This is a genomic window from Curtobacterium sp. PhB170 (genome assembly GCF_003752345.1).
Classification (GTDB): domain Bacteria; phylum Actinomycetota; class Actinomycetes; order Actinomycetales; family Microbacteriaceae; genus Curtobacterium.
This window is the reverse complement of sequence record NZ_RJUM01000008.1, coordinates 475,227-500,747: the sequence shown is the minus strand read 5'-3', so window position 1 is coordinate 500,747 and position 25,521 is coordinate 475,227. Positions and strand designations below refer to the sequence as shown.

The 25,521-nt window shown below is 71.2% G+C and carries 21 protein-coding genes; 7 read left to right on the top strand and 14 right to left on the bottom strand.

Annotation, left to right across the window (positions count from 1 at the left end; genetic code table 11):
• The first annotated feature begins 22 nt into the window (after nt 1–22).
• Entirely contained in the window at nt 23–469 is a 447-nt protein-coding gene (locus EDF40_RS02890) for a MarR family winged helix-turn-helix transcriptional regulator (RefSeq protein ID WP_123294672.1), read from the top strand.
• Between the two features lie 67 nt (nt 470–536).
• Here the strand turns inward: EDF40_RS02890 and EDF40_RS02885 are convergent, their stop codons facing one another.
• The 8 genes from EDF40_RS02885 to EDF40_RS02850 form a co-directional block, all read right to left on the bottom strand.
• Nucleotides 537–2,384 carry a choice-of-anchor G family protein gene (locus EDF40_RS02885; RefSeq protein ID WP_123340588.1) on the bottom strand — a complete coding sequence of 616 codons (1,848 nt, stop codon included), beginning with the start codon at nt 2,382–2,384 and terminating at the stop codon, nt 537–539.
• Nucleotides 2,381–3,109, bottom strand: coding sequence for a hypothetical protein (locus tag EDF40_RS02880; protein ID WP_123340587.1), 729 nt, complete (start codon nt 3,107–3,109; stop codon nt 2,381–2,383). The genes EDF40_RS02885 and EDF40_RS02880 overlap by 4 nt, the downstream gene beginning before the upstream one ends.
• Nucleotides 3,106–3,657 (bottom strand): signal peptidase I, encoded by a 552-nt coding sequence (locus tag EDF40_RS02875; protein WP_123340586.1) that lies wholly within the window; start codon nt 3,655–3,657, stop codon nt 3,106–3,108. Before EDF40_RS02875 ends, EDF40_RS02880 begins: the two co-directional genes overlap by 4 nt.
• 8 nt (nt 3,658–3,665) lie before the next feature.
• On the bottom strand, nt 3,666–4,403 hold the full coding sequence (locus EDF40_RS02870; protein ID WP_260213487.1) for an acyl-CoA dehydrogenase: 738 nt from the start codon (nt 4,401–4,403) through the stop codon (nt 3,666–3,668).
• Between the two features lie 123 nt (nt 4,404–4,526).
• Nucleotides 4,527–5,375 carry a carbohydrate ABC transporter permease gene (locus tag EDF40_RS02865; protein WP_228504701.1) on the bottom strand — a complete coding sequence of 283 codons (849 nt, stop codon included), beginning with the start codon at nt 5,373–5,375 and terminating at the stop codon, nt 4,527–4,529.
• Entirely contained in the window at nt 5,375–6,346 is a 972-nt protein-coding gene (locus EDF40_RS02860) for a carbohydrate ABC transporter permease (RefSeq protein WP_185002700.1), read from the bottom strand. Before EDF40_RS02860 ends, EDF40_RS02865 begins: the two co-directional genes overlap by 1 nt.
• Nucleotides 6,343–7,662 carry an ABC transporter substrate-binding protein gene (locus EDF40_RS02855; RefSeq protein ID WP_123340584.1) on the bottom strand — a complete coding sequence of 440 codons (1,320 nt, stop codon included), beginning with the start codon at nt 7,660–7,662 and terminating at the stop codon, nt 6,343–6,345. Before EDF40_RS02855 ends, EDF40_RS02860 begins: the two co-directional genes overlap by 4 nt.
• Before the next feature lie 400 nt (nt 7,663–8,062).
• On the bottom strand, nt 8,063–9,079 hold the full coding sequence (locus EDF40_RS02850; protein ID WP_185002698.1) for a LacI family DNA-binding transcriptional regulator: 1,017 nt from the start codon (nt 9,077–9,079) through the stop codon (nt 8,063–8,065).
• 174 nt (nt 9,080–9,253) lie between these two features.
• Between EDF40_RS02850 and EDF40_RS02845 the strand changes: the two genes are divergently transcribed.
• The 5 genes from EDF40_RS02845 (at nt 9,254) to EDF40_RS02825 (ending at nt 14,353) form a co-directional block, all read left to right on the top strand.
• Entirely contained in the window at nt 9,254–10,465 is a 1,212-nt protein-coding gene (locus tag EDF40_RS02845) for a sugar ABC transporter substrate-binding protein (RefSeq protein ID WP_123340583.1), read from the top strand.
• A 147-nt stretch (nt 10,466–10,612) separates the two neighbouring features.
• Nucleotides 10,613–11,473 (top strand): carbohydrate ABC transporter permease, encoded by an 861-nt coding sequence (locus EDF40_RS02840; RefSeq protein ID WP_111084886.1) that lies wholly within the window; start codon nt 10,613–10,615, stop codon nt 11,471–11,473.
• On the top strand, nt 11,470–12,360 hold the full coding sequence (locus tag EDF40_RS02835; RefSeq protein WP_111084887.1) for a carbohydrate ABC transporter permease: 891 nt from the start codon (nt 11,470–11,472) through the stop codon (nt 12,358–12,360). Before EDF40_RS02840 ends, EDF40_RS02835 begins: the two co-directional genes overlap by 4 nt.
• Before the next feature lie 47 nt (nt 12,361–12,407).
• Nucleotides 12,408–13,253, top strand: a complete 846-nt coding sequence (locus EDF40_RS02830; RefSeq protein ID WP_260213486.1) for a ThuA domain-containing protein — start codon at nt 12,408–12,410, stop codon at nt 13,251–13,253.
• Nucleotides 13,250–14,353 carry a Gfo/Idh/MocA family protein gene (locus EDF40_RS02825; protein ID WP_260213485.1) on the top strand — a complete coding sequence of 368 codons (1,104 nt, stop codon included), beginning with the start codon at nt 13,250–13,252 and terminating at the stop codon, nt 14,351–14,353. Before EDF40_RS02830 ends, EDF40_RS02825 begins: the two co-directional genes overlap by 4 nt.
• A gap of 226 nt (nt 14,354–14,579) precedes the next feature.
• On the opposite strand, the gene opgC is transcribed toward EDF40_RS02825, so the two are convergent.
• The 4 genes from opgC to EDF40_RS02805 all read right to left on the bottom strand — a co-directional run bounded on the left by opgC (nt 14,580) and on the right by EDF40_RS02805 (nt 20,528).
• A complete protein-coding gene (gene opgC, locus EDF40_RS02820; protein ID WP_148062185.1) occupies nt 14,580–17,114 on the bottom strand; it encodes an OpgC domain-containing protein in 2,535 nt (844 codons plus the stop codon).
• Entirely contained in the window at nt 17,102–17,512 is a 411-nt protein-coding gene (locus EDF40_RS02815) for an ATP-binding protein (RefSeq protein WP_185002695.1), read from the bottom strand. Before EDF40_RS02815 ends, opgC begins: the two co-directional genes overlap by 13 nt.
• Entirely contained in the window at nt 17,509–19,533 is a 2,025-nt protein-coding gene (locus tag EDF40_RS02810) for a glycosyltransferase (protein WP_395861570.1), read from the bottom strand. The genes EDF40_RS02815 and EDF40_RS02810 overlap by 4 nt, the downstream gene beginning before the upstream one ends.
• Before the next feature lie 254 nt (nt 19,534–19,787).
• The gene (locus tag EDF40_RS02805) at nt 19,788–20,528 is read right to left on the bottom strand and encodes a TetR/AcrR family transcriptional regulator (RefSeq protein WP_123340580.1); all 741 of its coding nucleotides are present in this window, start codon (nt 20,526–20,528) and stop codon (nt 19,788–19,790) included.
• Nucleotides 20,529–20,674: 146 nt separating this feature from the next.
• Here EDF40_RS02805 and EDF40_RS02800 point away from each other — a divergent pair, with 146 nt between their 5' ends.
• Nucleotides 20,675–21,601 carry an NAD-dependent epimerase/dehydratase family protein gene (locus EDF40_RS02800; protein ID WP_123340579.1) on the top strand — a complete coding sequence of 309 codons (927 nt, stop codon included), beginning with the start codon at nt 20,675–20,677 and terminating at the stop codon, nt 21,599–21,601.
• A 343-nt stretch (nt 21,602–21,944) separates the two neighbouring features.
• On the opposite strand, the gene EDF40_RS02795 is transcribed toward EDF40_RS02800, so the two are convergent.
• Together EDF40_RS02795 and EDF40_RS02790 are read right to left on the bottom strand one after the other, a co-directional pair.
• Nucleotides 21,945–23,294, bottom strand: coding sequence for a fibronectin type III domain-containing protein (locus EDF40_RS02795; protein WP_185002693.1), 1,350 nt, complete (start codon nt 23,292–23,294; stop codon nt 21,945–21,947).
• Nucleotides 23,295–23,664: 370 nt separating this feature from the next.
• Nucleotides 23,665–25,443 (bottom strand): DEAD/DEAH box helicase, encoded by a 1,779-nt coding sequence (locus EDF40_RS02790; protein ID WP_123294656.1) that lies wholly within the window; start codon nt 25,441–25,443, stop codon nt 23,665–23,667.
• Nucleotides 25,444–25,521: the final 78 nt, after the last annotated feature.

Sequence of the window (25,521 nt, the reverse complement as noted above, 5' to 3'; positions counted from 1 at the left end):
TCGGTTCGAAGGGGGCGTGCTCGTGAGCGATCTCGACCTCGTGGCGGCGCTGACCCGACTCGAAGCAGCAGTGTCCGCACTGCGGGCGCGGTTGCGCGACCAGCTCGACGTCTCCGGCAGCGACCTGACCGTGCTGCAGTTCGTGTCCCGCGCCGAAGCGGCCGACCGGACCGTCCGCGTGAAGGACCTCGCGAAGCACCTCGGCCTGACCGGCCCGGCGGTGACCGGCATGGTGGACCGGCTCGAACAGAGCGGGCACCTCAGCCGCGTGCCGAACCCGGCCGACGGGCGGAGTCGCCACATCGAGCTGACCGAGACCGCCAGACGCGACTACTCGATCGCCATGGACGGCACGAACAAGCACCTGCACGAGCTCTTGGCCTCCTTCTCGGAACGGGACAGGGTCCGGTTCGTCCGGATCGTCGACCGCATCATCGCGGCCGTCGACCTCGGCGCCCCGAGCCCCTGACGGCAGATTACGGGCGGTCAGCGTGCGACTCCGGCGATTGTCCACCATGCGCAGCTAGGTAACGATGCTACCTATCTCGGGGGCGGACCGTTCCGACGAGCGACACCGAGTTCGGCCCCACCACGGCGCTGGCCAGGTCGACGCGGGCCAGTCCCCCGGGCACCAGGGCGTCCGCGATCGACAGGCGGAGTGCGGTCTGCGTGTACTGCCCGGTCGTCGCACGGCCGGCCGGGGTCGGGGCGGCCGCGAGGTCCCGCTGCACGTTCACCCGGAGCGAGAGCACCCCGGGCAGCCGCGCGAGGACCGTCCCGAGCGCACGGACGACCGGGCCGCCGATCGTCGTCGTCAGCGTCGTGCCGAGCGTCCCGACGAGCGCGAACAACCGGGTCGTGAGCGTCCCCGCCACCGCCTGGGTCAACGGGTTCACGAGCGACGTGGCGAGGCCGGTGACGACCCCGAGCAGGCCACCCAGGTCGAGTCCGAGCAGCGCGACCCCGACCGACAGCTTCGTCTGCCCAGCCATGAGCGCCGCGACCCCGGTGTCGACGCCGATCGACAGGGTGGCGATCTTCACGCGGATGCCGAGCACCAGGGGCGCGCTGAGGTCGGCGGCGAGCGCGATCCGGACGTGCAGGGACCCGAGCGCGGTCGTCAGGGCGGTCGTGATCTTCCCCGCCCAGGCGTCCACGACCTGCCCGAGCCGGTCGGCCAGCGCACCGAGGGTGACGGCGTCGAGCACCACCTCGTGGTTCGGGGGCAGGTCGTTGAGCCCCTGCTCGTCGTCGCCGAGCAGGTGCGCGAGGTCGACCCGGACGGATCCGGCCGACAGGTCGAGCGACAGCGTGCCCCCGGCGTCCTGCACGGGTTCGGCGAGCAGCGGCGCGACCGCGCCCGCCAGGTCCGGCCCGGTGATCTCGACCGTGCCCCCGATGGTGCCGAGCCCGAGGCTGCCGGTGAGCCCGCCGAGCACCCCGAGCACGCCCTGGTTGATCGTCCGTGCGAGCACCCCGTCCTGCCCGCCGAGCGCGTCGACCGCGGCGTCGAGCTGCACCACGGTGTCGTTCACCGCCGTGACGAGCGCGCCGACGAGCGGGCTGTCCACACGGAGGTCGAGGCTCGCGATCCCGTAGTCGCGCTCGAGCCCGGCGGGCCCGCTGTCGGCAGCGACCTGCTGCACTGCGGCCCGCAGGTTCGTCGCGAGCGTGCGCTGGACGACCGCGCCCCACACGTCGTCGCTGATCGCGTCGCACCCGGCGAGCTGCGCACTCGCACCGACGGCTCCGACGTCGAGCCCCACGTCGGTGACGTCCGCGATGCCCGGCAGCGCGCGGTCGAGCGTGATCGACGCCGGGTCAGGCAGGTCGCCGGACGGGGTCGTCGGTGTGACGAGCACGCCACCGGAGTCCGCGACGAGCCCGGATGCCGCCACCGCGTCACCGGTGCCCGACGCCGTCGCGACCTGGTTCACCGCGCCCGCCGAACCGGCCGGCAGTCCGAGGCCGAGACCGGTGAGGTCGATGCCCGCCACGTCGCCGAGCAGCCCGACGTCGAGCGGGTTGCCGAACGCCTGCGTGAACGGGCGGCCGCCGGTGCCGAGCTCGGGCGCGGTGGCCGGCTCGACCGATGCCGGTGCGGCGCCGGTCTTCGCGACGTCGACCCCGCGCACCGTGGCGACGTCGTCGAGGTCGATGCCGGCGATGCTCCCGCCCAGGAACCGGCTCGAGGCCGTCGACGTGTAGTCCGCGTCGGCGCCGCAGTCGAACGACGACGTCCCCACGGCCCCGTGCGCCCACTCGCGGTCCGACCACGACGCGGTGCTCGGGACGGCGGTGGGCGTGACCAGGGCTGCTGCGACGACGATGCCGGTGACGACCGCGATCCGGCCAGGGCGCAGGTGCAGCGGACGCCGGCTCACGACCGGCTCCTGGGGCGTCGGAGCCGGAGGGCGACGCCGGTGAGCAGGGCCGCGACCGCGACGAGCACCGGCCCCGCGAACCCGCCACCCGTCATCGCGAGCACGGCCGGGCCGACGCCAACGCCGTCTCCGTCGCGTTCGCCGCTGCCGTGCGCCGGGCGTCCGGGCACGACGGGGTCCCCGCCGCGGGCGGTCACGCCGACGCCGACCTCGGCGGTCCGGGGCACCGTGGTCGCGGCGTCACCGAGGGACAGCCGGACGAGCAGGTACGCCGAGCCGTCGCCGTCCGGGTCGGGCACACGGACCGACGGCGCGGAGGTCGCCCAGTCGACGAGGGGGACCGTGTCGACGAGGGCGGCCGTCGGCCCGCCACACGTGGGGGCTCCGGACGGGTCCGCCCACGGCTGGTCGCACGTCGCGACCGACACGAGCACGCCGTCGGTCCCGCCCGGCAGGCCGCCCCGCCCCGTGAGCTGCAGGTCGAGGGTGACCGGGCCGGGCTCGTCGACGCTCGTCCGCACCTGCCACGTGACGTCCGCGTCGTTCCCCGCCCCGGGCAGCACGAGGGGCTCCGGACCGGTGTGCAGCGCCAACCGGCCCGGCGTGCCGGTCTCGGCCACGGGCCTCCAGTCCGTCGCGGCGACGGCCACCGCCGTCGTGCCGATCCCGGTCGCACCGACGAGCACCGCGGCGACCGCCGCGGAGGTGGCGAGGACGCGGGTCACGAGTCCTCCCGCCGGGCCGGCCAGAACGCCCACGCGACGAGCACGCCGACGAACGCGACCGCCAGCCCGCGGGCCGGGGCACTCGTGACCACGACGAGCACCGAGCCCAGGCCGGGGGCGTGCGCCAGCACGAGTCCGGCGTGCCGGACGACGTACGGGTCGCGGTCGTCGGAGGCGTTGTCGTCGCCCCGCAGGGTCAGCGACCGCGCCGCGGAGTCCCCCGGGACCCGGTCCACCGCGACCACCCGGTGGGTGACGGGCAGGGCCGACCCCGCACGTGGGACCGTGACGACGTCCCCGTCGGTGATCTCGGCCGCGGGGACGCGGTGCGTGATGGCGAGCCCACCCGCGGGGATCGTCGGGGCCATCGACCCGGTCGTGACGACGACGAACGACAGTCCGGTGAACGCCACGGCGGCCCAGGCGAGCAGGCACGTGAGCCCGACCGCGCCGGCGACCGTCAGGACGACGGAGCGGACGCGGTCGGCGGGACGACGGGGCGGCGCCACGCCCTCGTCGGAGGACGTCGGCGCGGTGGAGCCGCGCACGGCCGCGCTCAGTCGGACTCGGCGGCGAACTGCCACGCGGGCGCGGCCGTCCGCCCCTGGAGCGCGTCGACCGACGTGCCGGCGGGCAGGGTCGGCGACGCGGGCAGCGAGACCTCGAAGCAGTACACCTGCGTCGACCCGCCGGCCGCGGCGAGGGGCCGCGCGATCGTCGCGGCAGCCGTGCCGAGCGGCCCGGACGCGACGCTCGTCCACGGCACGTCGAACGCGGTGGCGTCGCACACGGCGGTGGTGTCCGTGATCGCGGCGACCCGGACCTGCAGGGCGTCCCACAGCAGATCGTCGGCATCGGAGACCGTGACCCCGGACGCCGGGACCGCTGCCCGGAGCACCAGGTCGCCGGCGATCGAGTCGGCGGTGGTGCGGAGCGCGACGGGGGCGTAGGTCGCGGTGCCCGGCGACAGGGCGAGCGCGTCGACCGTGAACCGGAGCGCCTGGCCCGGGTTCGTCTCGTCCGAGGTGAAGCCCGCCGCGGCGAACGGCGCCGTGACGTTCTGCTCGACCTCGAACCCGGACGTCCCCACGCCCGGCCCGCCCGAGCCGTTGCCGCCGAACACCCACTCGGTGTCCGTCCACGACGCGAGCGTGTAACCCGCACCGCCGATGACGAGGACCCCGCCGGCAGCGAGCGCGAACGCCCGGTTGCGACGCCGGGAGCGGCGGGCGGTGTCGTCCGCGGCGCGACGGCCGTGGTTGCGGGCGCGCGGGGGCGCAGTGCTGTCAGCCATGACGTGTCTCCTGATCCGTGACGCCGATCGGTGGCGGCGACGGCCGGGGTGGTTGGTCCTGGCCGTCGCCGTCGACGTCTGCTCCGATCCTGGCGGACTATCCCTCAGGAATCAATGGACGCGTCACCCCTTGACGGCACCGGAGGTGAGCCCCGACACGATCGAGCGGCGGAAGACGAGCACCAGGATCACGATCGGCACCGTCGCCGCGACGCTCGCCGCGAAGATCTGCGCGAACGGCACCGTGAACTGCGTGCCGAACAGCGCGATGCCGACCGGGATCGTCCGGAACGAGTTCTCGCTGTTGAACGTCAGCGCCATCAGGAACTCGCTCCACGACGCTGTGAACGTGAAGACGCCGACCGTGAACAGGCCCGGCTTCGCCATCGGCAGGATCACGCTGAGCACGGTGCGCCAGGCCCCGGCCCCGTCGATTTCGGACGCTTCCTCGATCGTCGAGGGGATCCCGACCAGGTAGTTCCGCATGATCCAGATAGCGAACGGCAGGTTGAACGCGACGTACGGCACGATCAGGCCCGGGTACGAGTTGAGCAGTCCGAGGTTGCGCTCGAGCAGGTACAGCGGCGTGAGCACCGCGATCGCCGGGAACACCGACAGCATGAGCAGTGACGTCATGATCGCCGTACGGCCCTTGATCCACCGGCCGGCGAGCGCGTAGCCCGCCAGGAACGCCAGCGCGAGCACGATCACCGTCGTCGACACCGAGACGATGACGCTGTTCACCATGTACTGCCCGAGCGCGTTGTCGCGGAAGGCCACCACGAAGTTGTCGAGGGTGAACGACTGCGGGAACGCGGTGGGCGGCGACTGCCCGATCTCGGACGCCGGCTTGAGCGACGTCGACACCAGCCAGTACAGCGGCAGCGCGGTGAGCACCGCGATGACGACGCCGCTGACGTTGACGGTGTTGACCCACTTGCGCCAGCCCTTGCGCACACGTTGACGGGGCATCAGGCATCCCCTCCCTTCGCCTGGTTCCGGAACGCCCGGAGGAACAGCAGACACCCGGCCGCGACGATGATCGCGGTGGACGTCGCGATCGCCGCGCCCGGGCCGATGTTGATGTCCTGGAACAGGACCTTGTAGCCCATGATCGCGAGCGACTGGGTGGCGGTGCCCGGTCCGCCGTTCGTCAGCACGAACGGCAGGTCGAAGACGCCGAACGCCTGCAGGATGCGGAACAGCACCGCGATCGTCAGGGTCGGGGTGAGCTGCGGCAGCACCACCCGCCAGAACGTCTGCCAGGTGCTCGCGCCGTCGAGCTCCGCTGCCTCGTAGTGGTCCTCGGAGATCTGCACGAGCCCGGCGAGCAGGATGATCGCCACGAACGGCGTCGTCTTCCAGATGTCCGCGACCATCAGGCCCGTGATCGCGGGCACCGGTTCGCCGAGGATCACCGGGGCGTCCCCGAACAGGCCGAAGAACCACGTCGCGACGCCGTAGGTGCTGTCGTAGATGTACTTCCACAGCTGCGCGTTGACGATGGTGACGAGCGACCACGGGATGAGCATGAGCGCGAGCATCCAGCCGCGCGTGGCCCCGAGCCGCTCGAGCACGAGGGCGACGAGCATCCCGAGCACGAGCTCCACCGAGACGGTCACGACCGTGTAGAGCACCGTGAAGCCGAGCGCCCGGTACCAGTCGGCACTCTGCAGCAGGGCCGCGTAGTTGTCGAGCCCGAACGACTGGATCGTGAAGCCCTCGTAGCCGACCTCGACGTCCGCGAAGCTCAGGACGATCGAGTACACCACCGGGAAGATCGTCACCGCCGCCACGACCAGGAGCGCCGGGGCCGCGAAGCCCCACGCACCCCGTGCGCGGATGCGGTCGAGACGCGACCGCCCGGTCAGGCGAGGCGGCGGATCGACCCGACCCGCGCCTCCAGGCCTGGTCTGCTGCCGCGTCGCGGTGTCGGCGCTCACAGCGCTTCGCCCTTCAGGGCGAGCGCGATGGCGGAGGCCATCGTGCTGATGCCGCCGTCCACCGAGGCCTGGCCGCCGAGGATGCTGTTGCCGTTCTGGTAGACGCCCTGCGACACCTTCGGGTAGTACGCCGTCGAGGTCGGGCGGGGCACGAGCGTGATGCCGGCCGCGGTGTCGTACGTCGGGCGCTTCTGGGACTTGGCGTCCGCGCTGACGAGGCTCGCCGACCGGGCCGGCAGGACCCCGCCCTCGCGGGTGAGGAACTGCTGCGCGGTCTCGCTCGACATCCAGCGTGCGAACGTCAGTGCCGCCGCGGGCTGCTGCGTGTGCGGGTTGATGTAGTTCCCCCACCCGCCGATGGTCGAGTGGTGCTCGTCTTGCCCGTCGAACGTGGGACGGGCGGCGAGCCCGACCTTGCCCGCGACCCGGCTGTCCGGACCGTTCGCGATGCCCCACGCGTACGACCAGTTGCGCAGGAACGCCGCCCGGCCGCCCGAGAAGGCGTCGTTCGTGTCCTGCTCCTGGTAGGTCAGCGTGGCCCGGGGGCTCGCACCGTCCGTGATCAGGGACCGCATGAACTCGAACGCTCGCTTCGTCTCCGAGCTCGTCGTCTCGGGCTTCGTCAGGTCGTCGTTGAGCAGCGAGCCGCCGGCGTCCGCGACGAACTCGGTGACGTTGCAGGTGAGGCCCTCGTACACGTCGCCCTGGAACGCGAATCCGTAGCTGACGTCACCGGTGTCGACGAGCTTCGCGGCCGTCTCGCGCACTTCCTCCCACGACCCCGGCACCTGCAGGGAGTGCTTCGCGAGCAGGTCCTTCCGGTACAGGAAGAACGACTCGTCGATGTAGAGCGGGAACATGTAGTACGTCCCGTCGACGCTCGCCGCCTGCCGCAGGCCCTCGGGGAACTGGTCGAAGAAGTCCTCGCCCACGAGCTGGTTCACGGGGGTCGCGAGCTTGTTCTTCGCGAACTGCCCGGGCCACGCGACGTCACCGAGGTAGACGTCGGGCGTGCTGCTGCCGGCCGCGATCTGCGTCGTCAGGCTCGTCCGGTTCGTGTCCGTGTCGCTCGGGGCGCTCACGATGCGCACCCGGATGTTCGGGTGCTCCTTCTGGAACTCGGCGATGAGCCGGCGCCGCAGGTCACCGCCGTCCTTCGAGGCGACCTGGCCCGCCCACCAGCTGATCGTCGCCTCGCCCTCCGGCGGGTCGGTGGGCCAGTCCTGGACCAGCGTGCGCTCGGGGCGGGTGGAGCAACCCGCGAGGAGCAGCACCCCCGCTCCCCCGAGCAGGAACATCCTGCGGTCGATGGCCATCCGTCCTCCTCGACGTGTGGTGCTGCGAACCTGTGCGTCCACACAACCAACGGACCCTGAGCGCCCGGTGGGTGGGCGACGGCGGCATGGCCGAGTCTCGGGGTGGGCGACGGCGGGCACACTCTGCCGCTGGCGGCTCGGTCGCTGTCGCGAAAGCGACACCCTGCCGCGGAACGTTCGCAGGGATCTGTCGCTTTCGCGGGTGGGGATGTGGGGCCGCGGGGCGGCGGCCTGGAGGCCCGTGGCGGGGACGACCCGCGCCTCCAGTCCGGCAGGTGGTCGCGAAAGCGACAGAACGCGCGCAGGTGCCCCCGTCAGTGCTGCGAAAGCGACAGTGTGCCGCGAACCGTTCGCCGAGATCTGTCGCTTTCGCGGGCGGGGTCGGCAGGTGGTCAGGTGGTCAGGCGGGGGCGGGGGCCGTGGACTCCGCGGTGCGGAGCGTGCACGGCAGCAGGAAGTGCGGCAGGTCGTCGGACGTGCCGTCGAGCTGCTCGATGAGGGCGTCGGCGGCCCGGATCCCGAGCTCCTGGCCGGGGGCGACCATCGTCGACAGCCGCGGGTAGTGCTGGTCGGCGTTGGCCTCGGACGACGCGATGCTGAGCACGGAGACGTCCTCGGGGACCCGCCGCCCGGCGGTGTAGAGGCCGACCAGGACGCCGGCGGACGAGTCGTCCTTCATCACGAGCAGCGCCGTGACGTCGGGGTCCGCCGCGAGCAGGTCGCTCGTGGCCTGCCGTCCGCCGTCGCTGCCCGGCCCGGCGGTGACGACCGTCCCGGCCAGCCCGCGCTCGGCGATCTCGCGCCGGAAGGTCGCCTCGACGCGCAGGTGTGGGGCGTAGCCGGCCATCGGGGTGCCCTCGAGGTCCTCGAGCACGAGTCCGAAGCGGCGGTGCCCGAGCGTCTCGAGGTGGTCGAGGCTGTCCTCGATGGTCGTCTCGAAGTCGATGTCGACGAAGGGCAGACCGCTGCTGTCGCGGGTCCGGCCGATCAGGGTGAACGGCACGCCGAGGTCGGTGAGGACGGCGACGCGGGGGTCGTCCATCCGCACCTCCATCAGGATGACGCCGTCCACGAGCCCACCCGAGACGAGGTCGTCGAGGTCGTCTCCAGCGGGGTCCACCGGCCAGAGCACCAGGTGGTAGCCCCGCTCGGACGCCCGTTCCGCCGCACTCATGAAGAACTGCGAGGTGGTCGGGCTGAAGCGGTTGCCGGTGGTCGGGAACAGCAGCGCGATGATCCGGGTCCGCCGGCTCGCCAGGGCCCGGGCGACGACGTTGCCGCGGAACTTCAGCTCGCGCATCGCGGTCTTCACCCGCGCGGTCGTGCCGGGGGTCACGTACTTCGTCCCGTTCACCACGAAGGACACGGTGGCGATCGAGACCCCCGCCCGATCGGCGACCTGCTGCATCGTGGCCATGGCGCTGATCCTAGCGCGCGGGAAGTCAGAAAAGCGCTTTACAGGTGAAGCGCTTATCTGTTAGCTTCTCGCCCCAGGAGCACAGCGACGATGACGTCAGCGGCCTCGTCGATGCGTGCCTGCCCCAGCACCCGTCAAGAGAAGAGCTCTGCAATGAAGCAAAGATTCCCCTCCATGTCCCGCCGGACGCGCGCCCTCGTCGGCGCAGTCGCCGTCGTCGCCACGATCCCCCTGGTCCTGTCCGGCTGCTCCGGCTCCGGATCGGCCTCGTCGGGCGGCAGCAAGGCCCTGACGATCGAGGACTACTACGACGCGAACTACAACCCGGTCTACAAGCAGTGCGCGAAGGAGGTCGGCGCGACGGTCACGATCAACCACGTCGCCGGCGCCGGTCTGATCGCGAAGGTGCTGCAGCAGGCATCGTCGAAGACGCTGCCCGACGTCCTCATGCTCGACAACCCCGACGTCCAGCAGATCGCCTCCTCCGGTGCCCTGTCCGACCTGTCCGACTACGGTCTGGACGCCGACGGCGACGTCCCCGGCGTGAAGGCGGCGAGCACCTACAAGGGCAAGCTCTACGGCCTGCAGTCGAACACGAACTCCATCGCGCTCTACTACAACAAGAAGCTCCTGGCGGACGCCGGCGTCCAGCCGCCCAAGACGTGGGACGAGCTCAAGGCCGCGGCGAAGAAGCTCACGAGCGGGTCCACCTACGGCTTCGCGATGAGCAACATCAACACGTACGAGGGCACCTGGCAGTTCCTGCCGTTCTTCTGGTCGAACGGCGGCGACGAGAAGGACATCGCCACCGCGGACGCCACCCAGGCGCTGCAGCTCGTCGAGGACCTGCAGGACGACGGCTCGATGTCGAAGAGCTCGATCAACTGGGCCCAGGCGGACGTCAACAACCAGTTCCTGGCCGGCAAGGCCGCGATGATGATCAACGGTCCCTGGCAGCTGCCGGCGCTCAACGAGAAGAAGAGCCTCGAGTTCGACAGCGTCCCGATCCCGACGCGCACCGGCGACGCCACGGTCGCACCGCTCGGCGGCGAGGCGTTCACCGTCCCGCAGACCGGCGACAAGGACAAGATGCAGCTCGCCGGCAAGTTCGTCGGCTGCCTCCACTCGCAGAAGATGCAGAAGACCCTGTCCGAGGTCAGCGGCAACGTGCCGACCAACCTCGAGGCCGGCGCCGCCTGGGCGAAGGACCACCCGCAGGTCGCGTCCTTCGTCACCACGGTGCAGACCGCCCGCGCCCGCACCGGTGAACTCGGACCCGACTGGCCCAAGGCCGCCACGAAGATCTACACCGCCGTCCAGCTCGCCCTCACCGGCAAGGCCAGCCCCGAGGCAGCGCTCAAGCAGGCGCAGTCGCAAGAGCAGTAGTCCACGGGGAGCCGGCCGACCGGTCGGCTCCCTCCGGCGTGCAGGAAAGGACCCGGCGTGAGCGCCTCGACACAGACACGACCACGGACGATCCCGCCCGTGACGACACCCCGACCCGGGCAACGACGAGCCCGGTTCCGATCCGGCGTGACCCGATGGCTCTTCGTGGTGCCAGCGGCGGTCTTCGTGGCCGTCTTCTTCGGCTACCCCGTGGTGAAGAACATCATCATGTCCTTCCAGGACTACACGACGGCGACCTTCTTCACCGGCGAGGCCCCCTGGGTGGGACTCGGCAACTACATCTCGGTGTTCCAGAGCTCGGTCTTCACGACGAGCCTCGTGAACACCGCCCTGTTCACGGCCGGCTCGATCATCCTGCAGTTCGTCATCGGGCTGAGCCTCGCGCTGTTCTTCCGTCGGCACTTCCCGCTGTCGGGCTTCCTGCGGGGGCTCCTGCTCCTGCCGTGGCTCCTGCCGCTCATCGCCTCGAGCGCGGTGTGGAAGTGGCTGCTCGACCAGGACAGCGGGGCACTCAACCAGCTCCTCGGCCTGGTGGGCATCGCCCCGGTCCCGTGGCTGGTCAGCCCGAGCCTCGCGCTCATCGCCGTCATCGGCGTCAACGTGTGGCTCGGCATCCCGTTCAACACGACGATCCTCTACAGCGGTCTGCAGTCCGTGCCGCCGGAGCTCTACGAGGCCGGGTCGCTCGACGGCGCCACCGGGTTCAAGGCGTTCTGGTACATCACGTGGCCGAGCATCCGGTCGGTGGTCAGCGTCGTGGTCGTGCTCGGGGTCGTCTACACGTTGAAGGTCGTGGACATCATCCTCGGCCTGACCGGCGGCGGGCCGGCGAACTCGACGCAGACCCTCGCCACGAACGCATACCACCAGTCGTTCATCAACTTCCAGTTCGGCATCGGAGCCGCGGTGAGCAACGTGCTCATCGTCGTCTCGTTCGTCTTCGCGATGGTCTACATCGCGATCTCCCGGAAGGCGGTCGACGAATGAGCGTCGGACTCGCGAACCAGACCGTCACCGCCACCCGCGCGATCACGACGAAGCGGACCACCCGGGCACCCCGCCCGCGCGGTTCTGCCAAGGGCATCCCGTTCACGATCCTCGGGTGCGTGTTCCTCGCGATCATGGTGTTCCCCGTCTACTGGATGGTGAACACCAGCCTGCAGGCGACGTCCGGGGCCGCCACGGCGACGTGGTTCCCGTTCTCCCCGACCTTCGCCGGGTACGAGGCCGCGTTCGCCCAGCAGGGACAGAACTTCCTGTCGAGCATGATCATCGGCCTCGGAACCGTCCTGCTGACGCTGGCCATCGCGACGCCGGCCGCCTACGGGCTGGCCCGGTTCCGGATGCGCGGCGGCCGGGTGTTCCTGCTCGTGCTGCTCATCACCCAGATGATCCCGGCGATCGTGATCGCGAACGCGCTGTACACGCTGTTCAACAACATCGGGCTGCTCAACAGCTACGTCGGGCTGATCCTGGCCGACAGCGCGGTCCAGGTGCCGTTCGCCATCCTGCTCATGCGGGCGTTCATGGAGTCGATCCCGCCGAGCCTGGTCGAGGCCGCACTGGTCGACGGCGCCAGCGACTTCCGGGCGTTCGTGTCGATCGTCGTGCCGATCAGCCGGAACGCCATCGTCACCGCGGCGCTCTTCACGTTCCTCGGCGCGTGGGGCGACTTCCTCATCGCACTGACCCTGACGTCGACGACCGCAGTGCGACCGATCACGCTCGGCATCTACAACTACATCGGCTCGAACGTCACCGACTGGGGACCCGTCATGGCGACCTCGGTGCTGGCGTCCCTGCCCGCTGCCGTCCTGCTGATCTTCGCGCAGAAGTACATCTCCGCTGGTGCCCTCGGCGGTGCCGTCAAGTGACGGCCCCGGACCGACGCCACCACGTACCACCGTCTGAAAGGCACACCATGACCACCACCCCGCTGCGCATCACCGTCTGGGGCGAGAACGTCCACGAGCAGGTCGAGCAGCACGTCGCCGAGCGGTACCCCGACGGCATGCACGGCGCGATCGCCGACGGCATCCGCGAGAACCTGCCCGATGCCGTCGTCCGGACCGCCACCATGCAGGAACCCGAGCACGGCCTGACCGACGAGGTCCTGGCCGCGACGGACGTCCTGACCTGGTGGGGGCACGCCGCGCACCAGGACGTCGACGACGCCGTGGTCGACCGGGTGCACAAGCACGTCCTGTCCGGCATGGGCCTGGTCGTCCTGCACTCCGGCCACTGGTCGAAGATCTTCGGCAAGCTGATGGGCACCACGTGCACCCTGCGCTGGCGGAGCGAGCACGACCAGGAACTCGTCTGGACCGTCAACCCGCAGCACCCGATCACCCGTGGCGTCCCGAACCCGATCGTCATCCCCGAGCAGGAGATGTACGGCGAGTACTTCGACGTGCCGACCCCCGACGAGCTCGTGTTCATCTCGGGCTTCACCGGCGGCGAGGTGTTCCGGAGCGGCATGACGTACCGCCGCGGCCTGGGGAAGATCTTCTACTTCTCGCCCGGCGACCAGGACTTCCCCGTGTACCACCACAAGGACGTCCGCCGCGTGATCGCGAACGCGACCGAGTGGGCGCGGCCGGAGCGCGAGCGTGAGATCCCGACGCTCCGCCGCTACGACCTGGGCGAGTACTTCGAGGGGCAGCACTACCGCGGCCCGTTCGACGACGCGCCCGTCGAGGACGCCCCTGTCGAGGACGCCGCCGTCGGCGACGCCCCCGTCGACGACCACGCCGGGGCGCAGGCGTGACCGCGCTCCGCGTCCTGCAGGTCGGCGCCGGGGGCATGGGTCGGGCCTGGCTCGGCACCGTCGCCGACGACCCCGACGTCGAGCTGGTCGGCATCGTCGACCTCGACCTCGACGCTGCCCGGGCCGGTGCCGAACACGCCGGCGACCCGAGCATCCCCGTCGGCACCGACCTGACCGTGCTCGCCGCCGAGACCGGTGCACAGGCGGTGCTCGACATCACCGTCCCGGTCGCGCACCACCCCGTCACGCTGCAGGCGCTGCACGCCGGACTCCCCGTGCTCGGCGAGAAACCCGCAGCGCAGACGGTCGCCGAGGCACTGTCGCTCGCCGCGGCCGCCGAGGCCACCGGCAAGCTGTTCATGGTGTCGCAGTCGCGGCGCTACAACGACCAGCTCGTCGCGTTCCGCCAGCACGTGCGCGGCCTGGGCGCGATCGGCGGCCTGGGCACCCGGTTCGCCAAGGCTCCGCACTTCGGCGGCTTCCGCGAGCAGATGGACGACGTCCTGCTGCTCGACATGGCGATCCACGCGTTCGACTCCGCCCGCTACGTGCTCGAACGGGACCCGGTGTCGGTGTACTGCGAGTCGTGGAACCCGTCGTGGTCCTGGTACCGCGGCGACGCGGCGGCGGCAGCGGTCTTCGCCTTCGAGGACGACATCCGGTACGTGTACGACGGCTCGTGGTGCGCACCCGGGGCCGAGACCTCGTGGAACGGCGACTGGCGGGCCTCGGGTGCGGTCGGCACGGCACTGTGGGACGGCGACCACGACCCGTCCAGCGACCTCGACGGCACCGCGGGCACGCCGTCGCCCGCCGCCAGCGTCGGGCACGAGATCGCCGGGGCGCTGACGTCCTTCGTGCACGCCGTGCGTTCCGGCGAGACCCCGGACGGCGAGGTGCACGGCAACGTCATGAGCCTCGCCATGGTCGAGGCGGCGATCGCGTCGACCCGCACCGGGCAGCGCATCGTCATCGACGAGGTACTCGAGCGCGCACACGTCGAGGCACTCGCCGCCGAGCGGCACGACGCGGTCCGCGACCGCCTGGCAACGTGGGGTTCGGTGCGCGAGGCCCTGAACGCGTCCGTCCCCACGCCGTAGGCTGCCGGCACGCCCGGCACGCCCGCGCGTCTTCCCCCGAGGTTCCGAAATCCCGGCATGTCGGCGTCTGACAGCCTCCGGATCGGAACCTCGGCGGACGTGAGCGGCGAGTCGCGGGACCGCGACCACTCCTGTCGGGCGCGGCGCGTGCGGTGGACGTGACCAAGGACGGACGGGAGGCCCGTGGCGACGCCGCCACGGGCCTCCCGTCCGTCCCGCGGTCACGTCAACGCGGGATGACCGAGAACAGGAACTTCTTGCGGACCATGTACCAGGCCAGCAGGATCAACGCCGAGTGCACCACGAAGCCGATCCAGAAGTCGCCCCACGGCACGCCGGGGATCGACGCGATCGCCAGCGCGAAGAACACCTGCCACACGAAGACGTAGAGGCTCGCCTGCCCGATCGGGATCCAGAGCCAGCCGATCGCCGTCGAGATCGGCTTCCAGAACACCGTCAGGATCGCGTACGACACGATCGCGAAGAACGCGATGTCGACCAGTCGGCCCCACTGCAGGTCGACCCGCTGGTACGCCGTGTTGTACAGGTCCTCGTACATCGACGCCGGGAACGGGACCGGTGTGAACCCGGCGTGGTTCGCCGCCCAGACGTACACCAGGAACGCCGCGTAACCCCCGACACCGATGCCGACCAGGACCTTCCCGAGCCGCCCGGTGAGCGCGCCGATGATCTGCCGTCGGTAGTACCCGAGCACGAGGCCGTGGGTGAACACGACCTGCCAGGTGAGCAGCGGGAAGACCGCCTCGAACTGCGAGTTCAGCGGGCGGAACTCCGGGTTGAGGGCCTGGAACACGTACAGCGCCCAGCTCACGACGAGCACCACCCACCAGAAGCCGCGGCGGATCAGCCAGAGCAGCGGTGGGATGAACAGGCTCAGCACCACGAACAGGCCCATGATGTTGAACGGCCACGGGCCCATCTCGAGCAGCAGGAACTGTCGGATGGCGTACCACGGCGGCGGGTAGCCGAGCAGCTGCATCGCGTTCGGGTACAGGTCGTACACCCGGCCCTCGGCACCGACGCCCCCGGTGCCGGTCCCCCGGTCGGTGAACGTCGTGATCGCGTCGGTGTTCAGGAACGGGACGAAGCTCAGCGCGAAGACGACCGCGATCACCACGAGCGTGACGAGGTACTGCTTGCGGGCACGCTTCCACGCCCCGATCGCGGCCGCCCACTCGCCGAACTTCTTGATGGCGAACGGGTAGGTCATGCCGAGGACCATGCCGGACAGGAACACGAACATCTCGGCACCGGTGATCGCACCCACCGCGTGCAGCGTGAGGTACGAGTACGGCCCGCCGATCTCGATGTGGGTGATCACCACCGCCAGGATGATGAACCCGCGGAACAGGTCGAGCCGCAGGTCGCGCCCGGGTTTCCCGTCGTCGGGGTAGCGCCAGCTCGGCAGCAACCGGCCGAACAACCCGCTCAGCAGGAACACCACCGCCAGGCCCACGGCGACCCAGACGATCCACGCCATCTGGTCGCCGCCCGTGTCGTACTGCTGGTCGGTCGCGGCGTTGCCCTGCTGCGTGGTGATGCGGTCGGTGACGGGCCCGAAGGCGAAGTGGTCGCCCCGCTCGAGGTCGGTGCGGAACGAACCGGCGATCCCGGGCACCGCCGTGTCACGCCAGTCGGCGACACGGTTCCCGGCCTCGGGCTCGCGGCGGTTCGTCTCGAGGAAGGTCACGCCCCGGATCAACGGGCGGTCCTGGACCGAGGCGATCACCTGCCGCCACCAGCCCTGCTTGACCGGGAGCTCTGCATCGCCCCGGCGGGTGTGGTCGTACAGCGCACCGGTGTCGAGCAGCATCGACCGGTCGCCGTCGACGGCGAACCGGTCGTAGAAGCTGTCCGCCTGCTGCTGCTCGTAGCCCCACGTCTCGTCGAACCGGGATTCGACCTCGCCGCGCTCCGGCACGTCGTTGCGGGTGAGGGGGACGTCACGACCGGCGGCTTCGGTCGACTTGCCCTTGCCGAAGTAGTACATCGACAAGCCGACCCAGTCCACCGAGGCGTCGCCCGGCCAGTACGGCTCGTAGGGGTCGTCGGCCGCGGTCAGCTCGCCGTCGCCGTTCGTGTCGAGCTTCGCGACGTCGGTCGCGGAGAGGTCTGCCAGGCGTCCCGCGGACTCACCGAACGGGTACCCCGCGCCGTACGACGGCGACCACACCATGCGCGCGTCGGAGTCGCCGCCGTGCACCGCGGTCGCGAGCGTCCGGAACGCCTGCACGAACTGGGTCGGCTGCTGCCCCCAGCGCACCCACGTGCCGTTCATCTGTGGCGCGAACCGCACGAGCACCTGGGTGTCGTACTGGTCGTGGATCTCCTGGAACGCGGTGTTCGCGGCGCGGGCATCGGCGGCGTCGAGTGACCGGAGCGACTGCCCGGGCTCGAGGCTCACGACGAGGACCGCGCCCTGCGTCGCCGCGGCACGCGTCGCACGGAGGAGCTCCCGCCTGGCCGAGCGGTCGAGCGGGTAGTCGATCTCCACCCCGTACATCGACGGCGTCGCACCGAGCCGTCCCTCGTAGCCCGCCGGGGAATCGTCGCCCCAGTCGAGGTCCGGGCCGAACCAGGTCGTCCCACTCGCCGGCTCCGTCGCCGCGGCCGTGTGCACCGTCGCCGCGGCCGTGTGCACCGTCACCGCGGACGCCGGCAGCGCACCACCGAGCAGGAGCGTCGCGATCGTGACGAGGACGGCGACCACGCGGGCCGCCAGCAGCCTCAACGGTCGCACACCAGCGTCCAGACGTTGTGCCCGTGCTCGTGCCGGTGCTCCAGGCGGTCGAGGGCGGCGATCGCGAGCGCCAGACCGCGTCCACTCTCCTGCTCGACGTCGGCCATCGTGACGGCGCTCAGGTCGATGTCCACGGGCAGACCGTTGTCGGTGAGCTCCGCGGTGAGCGCCCGCTCGGTCGACTCGAGCCGCACGGTGTAGCGCCGACCGGTCTCCTGGTCGGAACGCGCGGTGTGCTCGACGATGTTCGCGGCGACCTCGGCCAGCGCGGTCTCCAGCGCGAAGCGGAGCCGGACGTCGTCGATGCCGAGGCCGTCCCACCAGGCGCCGAAGCGGTCCTGGACCTCGTCGAGCGACACGGGCGTCGCGGCGACGTCGAAGGTGGTCTCGGCGTTCACAGTGGTCCTCCGGCGGTGCTCGACTCGTGCTCTGACTGGACTCCCGTGCCCGGGCCGCGGTAGAGCACGGCCCGGATCACGATGCTGAAGATGAACAGGTCGAAGACGACCCACGCGGTGTTGACGAGCGGCGCGATGCCCGACGCCTGCCCGGTCAGGTACCGGATGCCGATCAGCAGCAGTGCCGCGACCAGCGCCCCCATCGCGATGAGCTGCGGCTTGACGAGGTCCCACCGGGGCTTCTGCTCGGTCTCGTCGCGCACCTTCGGCGTGACCCGGAACCCGAGCGGCTTGCCGCGGAACACGTTCTCGAACGCACTCGTCACCGCCTCGATCCACACCGGGAACAGCGCGAGCGAGTACTGCTGCCCGCGCCACGTGGGTCTGCCGGCGGCCACCACCCAGAACAGCAGCTGGTTGAGCACGAGGAACGGGATCAACCGTGCGAAGAAGTCGACGCTGTAGGCCTGCACCGGGACGACGCCGAACGACAGGCAGAGCACGGGGGCCGCGATGTACACGATCGCGGCGAACCCGGACAGGTAGCTCCACATCGTCGAGAAGTACATCAGGCGCTGCCCCCAGGACAACCCCTTCTGCACCAGCGGGTTCTCGCGGAAGAACACCTGCATGGTGCCCTGCGCCCACCGGAGCCGCTGCACGAGCATGGTCGGCAGGTCCTCCGGCGCCAGGCCCTTCGCCAGGATCTCGTCGTGGTACGCCGACTTCCAGCCGAGCCCGTGCAGCCGCATGGCGGTGGCCATGTCCTCGGTCACCGAGATCGTCGCCAGCGGCATGATCGGCTGTGCCTCGTCGTCGCGGTTGACGTCGAGTGCCCGTGCGAGGACCGCGATCGACTCGATGGCCGCCACGGGCGATGCGTCGCGCCGCCCGAGCACGTCGAGCGCGGCGTCGTCGAGCCCGGCGAAGGTGTTCGCGTCGGTCGACATCGCGGCGAGTTCCTGCAGGTCGTTCCGCACCGACTCGAGGTCGGCGGCGGCGAACCGGAAGGCGATCGTGTCGATCCCCCGCTGGAACGCGTAGGTGACGTCGCCGAGCGGTTCGCCGGCCCGGACCTGGTCGCGAGCGCGGTCGACGACGGCTTCGGCCTCGTCCAGAGCGCCGAGCACCCGCGGGTCCGTCTCGGTCTCACGGGCACGGGCCAGCAGCTTCCGCGACGTCGTGATCGTGCGCTGCACCGAGGCCTCGACCTCGACCACGTAGCGGGAGATGCCGAGCTGCATCAGGGCCTCGCGCCGCAGGATCGCGTTCGACCCGCAGAAGAACGCGGCGTTCCAGCCGTCCTTCGACTGCTGGATCGGCCCGTAGAACAGCGGCGCCTGGCTGCCGAGCAGGTCCGCCTCGGGAACGTTCTCGAACCACTGCGGCGTCTGCACGAGCGCCATCCGCGGGTCCTTGAAGTACCCGAGCGTGCGGTCGAGGATGCCGGGCTCTGGTACCTGGTCGGCGTCGAGGATGAGCAGGAACTCGCCCTGGGTCGCGAGCAGGGCGTTGTTGAGGTTGCCGGCCTTGGCGTGCCGGGGACGGTCGATCCAGTCGGCACCGCGGGTGATGACACCGATGCCGAGCGAGTCGGCGGCCGCACGCATCTCGGGGCGGTTGCCGTCGTCGAGGATCCACGTCGTGTGTGGGTGCGTGATCGCCTGCGCCGCACGGGCCGTGCGCACGACCATCTCGACGGGCTCGTTGTAGGTGGTGATGAAGACGTCGACCGTGACGTCGGAGGACGGCTTCGTCGGGGGCTCACCGCGCTCGCGCAACCGCCACGCCCCGAACGCGAACAGGAGCGAGTCGATGACGCTGTAGGTCTCGGCCAGGATGAGCGGCACGGCGATCCACCAGGAGTGCCAGTTCACCGAGGCGGCCCAGCGCCAGACGACGTAGTTCACACCGGCGATCGACGCCAGGAGTGCGACCGTGCGCACCGTGACGAGTCGACGGCGGGCCGTGCCGGTGGTGAGCCGGCGGCGGTCCTGGCGGCTGACGTCGAGCGCCGTCACCGGGTCGCTCCGTCTGCGGGGTCGCCGGCCGAGCTGCGTCGCAAGGGTGCCTCCTGATCCGCGCGGACCCCGGCCGCAGCGCACGCCCGGGTGTGGTGCCGTCCGCCCGCTGCCCAGGGGGCACCGTGCCGGCCGTCCGCTCCGGTCGTCGGGCACGACCTCGGCGTAGGGACCTGTCTACCGCAGTGACCGGCACTCTGTCAGGCCCCGAGTGCGAGTCGTGGACAACGGCCCGGGGCGACCGCACGACCGGGTCAGAACGCGGCGGCGAATCCGAGGTCGTCGGCGAGCCGGGCGACCACCTGGTCGAAGTAGGCGGCGCCGTCGGACACCGAGCCGACGAAGTGGCCGAAGAGCTCGAACGAGATCGTCCCGAACACCGTCGACCAGGCCATCAGGGTGCGGACCAGGACCTCGTCGGGCAGTGCGATGCCGAACGACCGCAGGGTGGTCACTGCGTCTGCGACTGCGGGGCCGGCCACCCCGGGAGCTGCAGTGGGCGCGGCGGGTGATCCGGGCCTCCCGTCCGCCCCCGACGCCGACGTGACGTCCCCGCCGGGCGCGACCGCGTCGGCCACCACCCGCACCAGCGCGAGCGTCGTCCGCGCGGCGGGCACGACCGTCTCGCGCGGTGCGACGTAGCCCGGCACGGGCGACCCGAACAGCAGCGCGAAGTCGCCCGGGTGCGCGACGGACCACGATCGGATCGCGCGGCACGCGGCGACCCAGCGTGCACCCGGTTCCGGGCCGGCCGCGGCGTCAGCAGCCTCGACAGCTGCGCCGAGTTCGTCGTAGTCGACGATGAGCAGCGCCGTCAGCAGGTCGTCGCGACTCGGGAAGTAGCGGTACACCGCGGACGACACCATGCCGACGTCGCGGGCGACGGCTCGGAGGCTGAGCGCTGCGGGCCCCTCGTCGGTGAGGCGGGTGCGCGCGGCGGCCAGGATGTCCGCCCGGATCGTCTGCCGGGCGAGCTCGCGTGCTGTCGGTGCCATCCGGTCACCATGCCACACGAGAGCACTGCACACAAATGAGAGCAGTGCTCTTGCTCTTTCGTCGCCGGACGCGCATCCTGGTTGCGAGAGCACCGCTCTCGCTCACCGAGAGCTTCGCTCTCGCACACCGAGGGAAGCAGGAACCCATGTCACACGACCACCTCGTCATCGGCGCCGGTCCGGTGGGCCGCCACGTCGCCGCGCTGCTCGCCGAACGCGGCGAGCACGTCACGGTCGCCACGCGCTCGGGTCGTGACACCGGCCTGTCCGGGGCCGATCACGTCGCGCTCGACGCCTCCGACGCCAAGGCGCTCACCCGGGCAGCCGACGGCGCCGCCGTGCTGTACAACTGCGCGAACCCGGGCGACTACACCCAGTGGGAGCGCACCTGGCCACCGCTCGCGGCGTCGATGCTGACCGCTGCCGAGCGGACCGGGGCCGTCTACGCCATCACCGGGAACCTGTACCCGTACGGCCCGGTCGACGGCCCGATGCGCGCCGACACCCCGGACGCGGCAACCGACCATAAGGGGATCCTCCGCGCACGGCTGTGGGCCGACGCCCTGGCTGCGCACCGTGCCGGACGCATCCGCACGGTCGAGGTCCGCGCTTCGGACTACGTCGGGCCGGGCATCGGGGCGAACGGGCACGTCACGCGTGTGCTGCCGGCCGCACTGCAGGGGAAGGCCGTGACGATGATCGGCAGGACCGACCGGCCACACACCTTCACCGACGTGCTCGACGTCGCCAGGACCCTGGTGGCGGCGGCCTCGGACGAGGGCGCGCACGGCCGCACGTGGATGGTGCCGAGCAACGCTCCTCGTACCCAGCGGCAGGCGCTGACCGAGGTGCTGGCCGCGGCCGGCAAGCCACCGGTAGCCGTCCACCGGATGCCCGCGGGGGCGATCCGTGCGCTCGGGCTCGTGTCGCCGACGATGCGGGAGCTCGCCGAGATGAGCTACCAGTGGACCGCACCGTACGTGGTCGACGATGCCGAGAGCCGCGCGGCGTTCGGCATCGAGCCGACCCCGTGGGACGAGGTGTGTCGCCGGACGGTCGAGGGGGTGGCGTGAGGCGGGTGGGGTGCGGTGGGCGGGGTGCGGCGGGCGGGGTGCGGCGGGCGGGGCGCGGTGCGCGGGGTGCCGGGCGGGGTGCCGGGCGGGGTGCCGGGCGGGGTGCCGGGCGGGGTGCCGGGCGGGGTGCCGGGCGGGGTGCCGGGCGGGGCGTGGTGGCGCCGAGGTTCCACACCACGCCGCAGGTGCGCCGCCGAGGTTCCACGGATCAGCGCAGGGAGCGTCGAGGATCCAATACTTTGGAACCTGGGGCCCGCACGTCCCGCACGCCGCCAGCGCCCGCGACACAGGACGGGGTGGGACGCGCCGTTGCGTCCCACCCCGTCCTGCCTCGGTCTGCCGGTCAGATCACCAGCAGCCGCGAGTACTGCGCCGACGACAGCTGCTGCGCAGCCCCGCCGGAGGCCGGCACGCGCCAGAGCCCCGGCGTCGCGCCGCCGTCGATGGCGACGAAGACGTCGCCCTGGGCATCCGTCGCCCCGACGTACGGTGCACGACCGTTCGCGGTGATCCCGCTCGTCGTGCGCTCGGTGGTCGCGCCGGAGGCGTTGCGGACGAACTGGTGCGTCAGGGTCCGGTCGACGTGGCAGCCGCCGGGGCTCCCCTCGCTGATCGCGGCGCACCACTGCGCGGACTGCAGGATCGTGAGGTCGGTCGAGTTGACCGCCGCGTACTCGAACGCGATCCGCGGCTCGATCACGGTGAACGCCGTGGCGCGGGCGGGCAGGGCGTACCAGCCGAAGTACCCCGAGCCGCCCGGCGACTGGAAGGACACGTAGAGGGTTCCGGACCCGTCTGCGAGCAGCCCGGACAGGTACCCGTACGTCTGGCCGGCGGGGAACGCCACCGTCCGCTTCGTCACGGTGGCCGTCGGGCTGGCGGTGTTGACCAGGCCCCCGGTGGCCGTGCTCGTGTAGGCGGAGACGGTGCCGTCACGGCCGACGGCCCACTGGGATCGGGACGCCGAGTTCTGCGCGGCCGGGAACGTGACGGCCGTGGCCGCGGTGGAGCTGCCGACGGGGAGCTTCTGCACCGAACCGTTCACCGAGTCGATCCAGTACAGGTTGCCGGCGACGTCGGAACGCAGGTCGGGCGTCAGGTGCAGGCCGGTCGCCAGGGTCCGCGCCGCGCTGCCGTCAGCGGGGTGGAACAGGATGGAGGTGTGGTCGGCCGACGGGGTGAACACGTCACCGACGTCGTCCGCGGCGAAGCCCGTCCCGTTCGCCGCGACGACCTTCCCGGTGCCGGAACCGTCCTCGGCGAACCGCACGACGTTGCCGGACGCGTCGAGGGCGAACAGCGACTGCGTCGTCTCCACGACGGCCGGTGCCGTGTAGCGGACGGCCACCGCGCGCCCGGTCATCTTGCCGCTGACCGCCCGCACCGAGAACGTGTAGGTCGTCTTCGGGGTGAGGTCACCGAACCGGTCGGACCGTGCCTTCGCCGGCAGTCGGTCGACGCCGGCGTCGGGCTGCTGCTGCACGGGGGCGATCGCCACGGTCCACCCGGTGACCTTCGCGCCGGACTTCGGGGCACCCCAGGTGACGGTGGCGCTGTCGGCAGCCCCCGAGACCCGGACGGAGGTCGGCGCACCCGGCGCCGAGGACGGAGACGAGGGGGCAGCCGTCGCCGGCGCCACTCCCCCGATGACGAGCGCCGCCGCTGCTGCGACGGTGATGAGTGCTCGGTACACGTGCGTTCCCCTGTCTTCTCCGCGGCTCCCTGCGTCACGGCTTCCGGTATCACAGCACCGCTCGTGAGCCAGGGGAACGGGTCCGGGCGTGATGTGCGGTTCCCCGCACCGCAAGGCTGCGCAGCGGAACGTCCCATCGCACTCGCGATCGGAGGCCGAATCGCGCGTGGGAGGTCAGGACTTCCTGCATCCAACGCGCGGAACGTCACCCCATGCGCGGAACGTCACCACACGGACGGACGGGAGGCGCGGTGCCAGCTGGCACCGTCCCTCCAGGCTCGGCCGTCACCCCGCTGGCGCGGTGCGCCGGTACCGGCTGGTGGGGCCCACCTCCCGTCAGCAGGTGGTCGCGTCGAGGACGCGACTCGCGTCAGTAGCGGGGCTTGCGCTCCGGACGCTCGTCGCGGCGGCCACCACCACGGCGGTCGGGCTTGATCTCGATGAGCTTGCCGCTGATCCGGGTGTCGGTCAGGCGGTCGAGCACGCCGCCGTCCATGTCGGCGGGCAGCTCGACGATCGAGAAGTCCGGCTGGATGCGGATCGCACCGAAGTCGTCGCGGCGCAGGCCGCCCTCGTTGGCGAGGGCACCGACGATCTGGCGCGGCTCGACGCGGTGGCGGCGGCCGACCTCGATGCGGTAGGCGGTCATCGGCTGCGAACGGCGGGGCGCGCGGTCCCGGTCACGGTCGCCGCCACGGTCGCTGCGCGGGCCGCGGTCGTCACGCGCACCGCGGTCGTCGCGCTCGCCACGGCGGGCATCGCGCTCCATCTGCGTGCGGAGGGCGTCGTCGGCTGCGGTCAGGAGCAGCGGCGAGTCGCCCTGCGCCACGACGGCCAGGGCGGCGGCGACGTCGTCCGAGGGGACGTCGTGGTGCTCGACGTAGTGCGCGATGACGTCGCGGAAGGCGGCGATGCGACCCTGGTCCTCGAGCGCCGCGGTGATCGCGTCGTCGAAGCGGGTCAGGCGCGTCTCGTTGACGTCGTCGATCGTCGGCAGCTGCATCTGGGTGAGCGGCTGCTTCGTGTGGCGCTCGATCGCGGAGAGCAGGCGACGCTCGCGGGGGGTGACGAAGCTGATCGAGTCACCCGAGCGGCCGGCACGCCCCGTGCGGCCGATGCGGTGCACGTAGGACTCGATGTCGACCGGGATGTCGTAGTTCACGACGTGGGTGATGCGGTCGACGTCGAGGCCACGGGCGGCGACGTCGGTGGCGACGAGGATGTCGAGCTTGCCGGACTTCAGCTGGTTGACGGTCCGCTCGCGCTGGGCCTGGGCGACGTCACCGCTGATGGCGGCTGCGGCGTAGCCACGGGCACGGAGCTTCTCGGCCAGGGTCTCGGTCTCGCTCTTGGTGCGGACGAAGATGATCATGCCCTCGAAGTCCTCGACCTCGAGGATGCGGGTCAGGGCGTCGACCTTCTGCGGGTACGAGACCATCAGGTAGCGCTGCGTGATGTTCGCGGCGGTCTTCGTCTTGGTCTTGACGGTGATCTCGGCCGGGTCCGTCAGGTACTGCTGCGAGATGCGGCGGATCTGGGCGGGCATGGTCGCGGAGAAGAGGGCGACCTGCTTGTCGTCGGGGGTGTCCGCCAGGATCGTCTCGACGTCCTCGGCGAAGCCCATCTTGAGCATCTCGTCGGCCTCGTCGAGCACGAGGTACTTCAGCTCGGACAGGTCGAGCGTGCCCTTCGCCAGGTGGTCCATGATGCGACCGGGCGTGCCGACGATGACGTCGACGCCGCGGCGCAGGGCGGACAGCTGCACGCCGTACGCCTGACCGCCGTAGACCGGCAGGACGTGGACGTGCTTCATGTGCGACGCGAACTGCTCGAACGCCTCGCACACCTGCAGGGCGAGCTCGCGCGTCGGGGACAGCACGAGGGCCTGCGGCTTCTTGCTGCCGGGCTCCATGCGGGACAGGATCGGCAGCGCGAAGGCGGCGGTCTTGCCGGTTCCGGTCTGCGCGAGGCCGACGACGTCGCGGCCGTCGAGCAGTGTGGGGATGGTGGCTTCCTGGATGGCGGAAGGGGTTTCGTAGCCGATGTCCTTGACGGCCTTGAGCACAGCATCGCTCAGGCCGAGATCGGCGAAGGTCACCACGGGCCCCTCGTCGGTGGTCTCGGTGGTGGTGGCGGTGTCCGTGCTCATACACCAACGGTATCTCGAATGCACGCTCCGCAGTGACCGGAGGGCGTCCGGACGGGAGGAACGGGGCGGGCCCGCCCC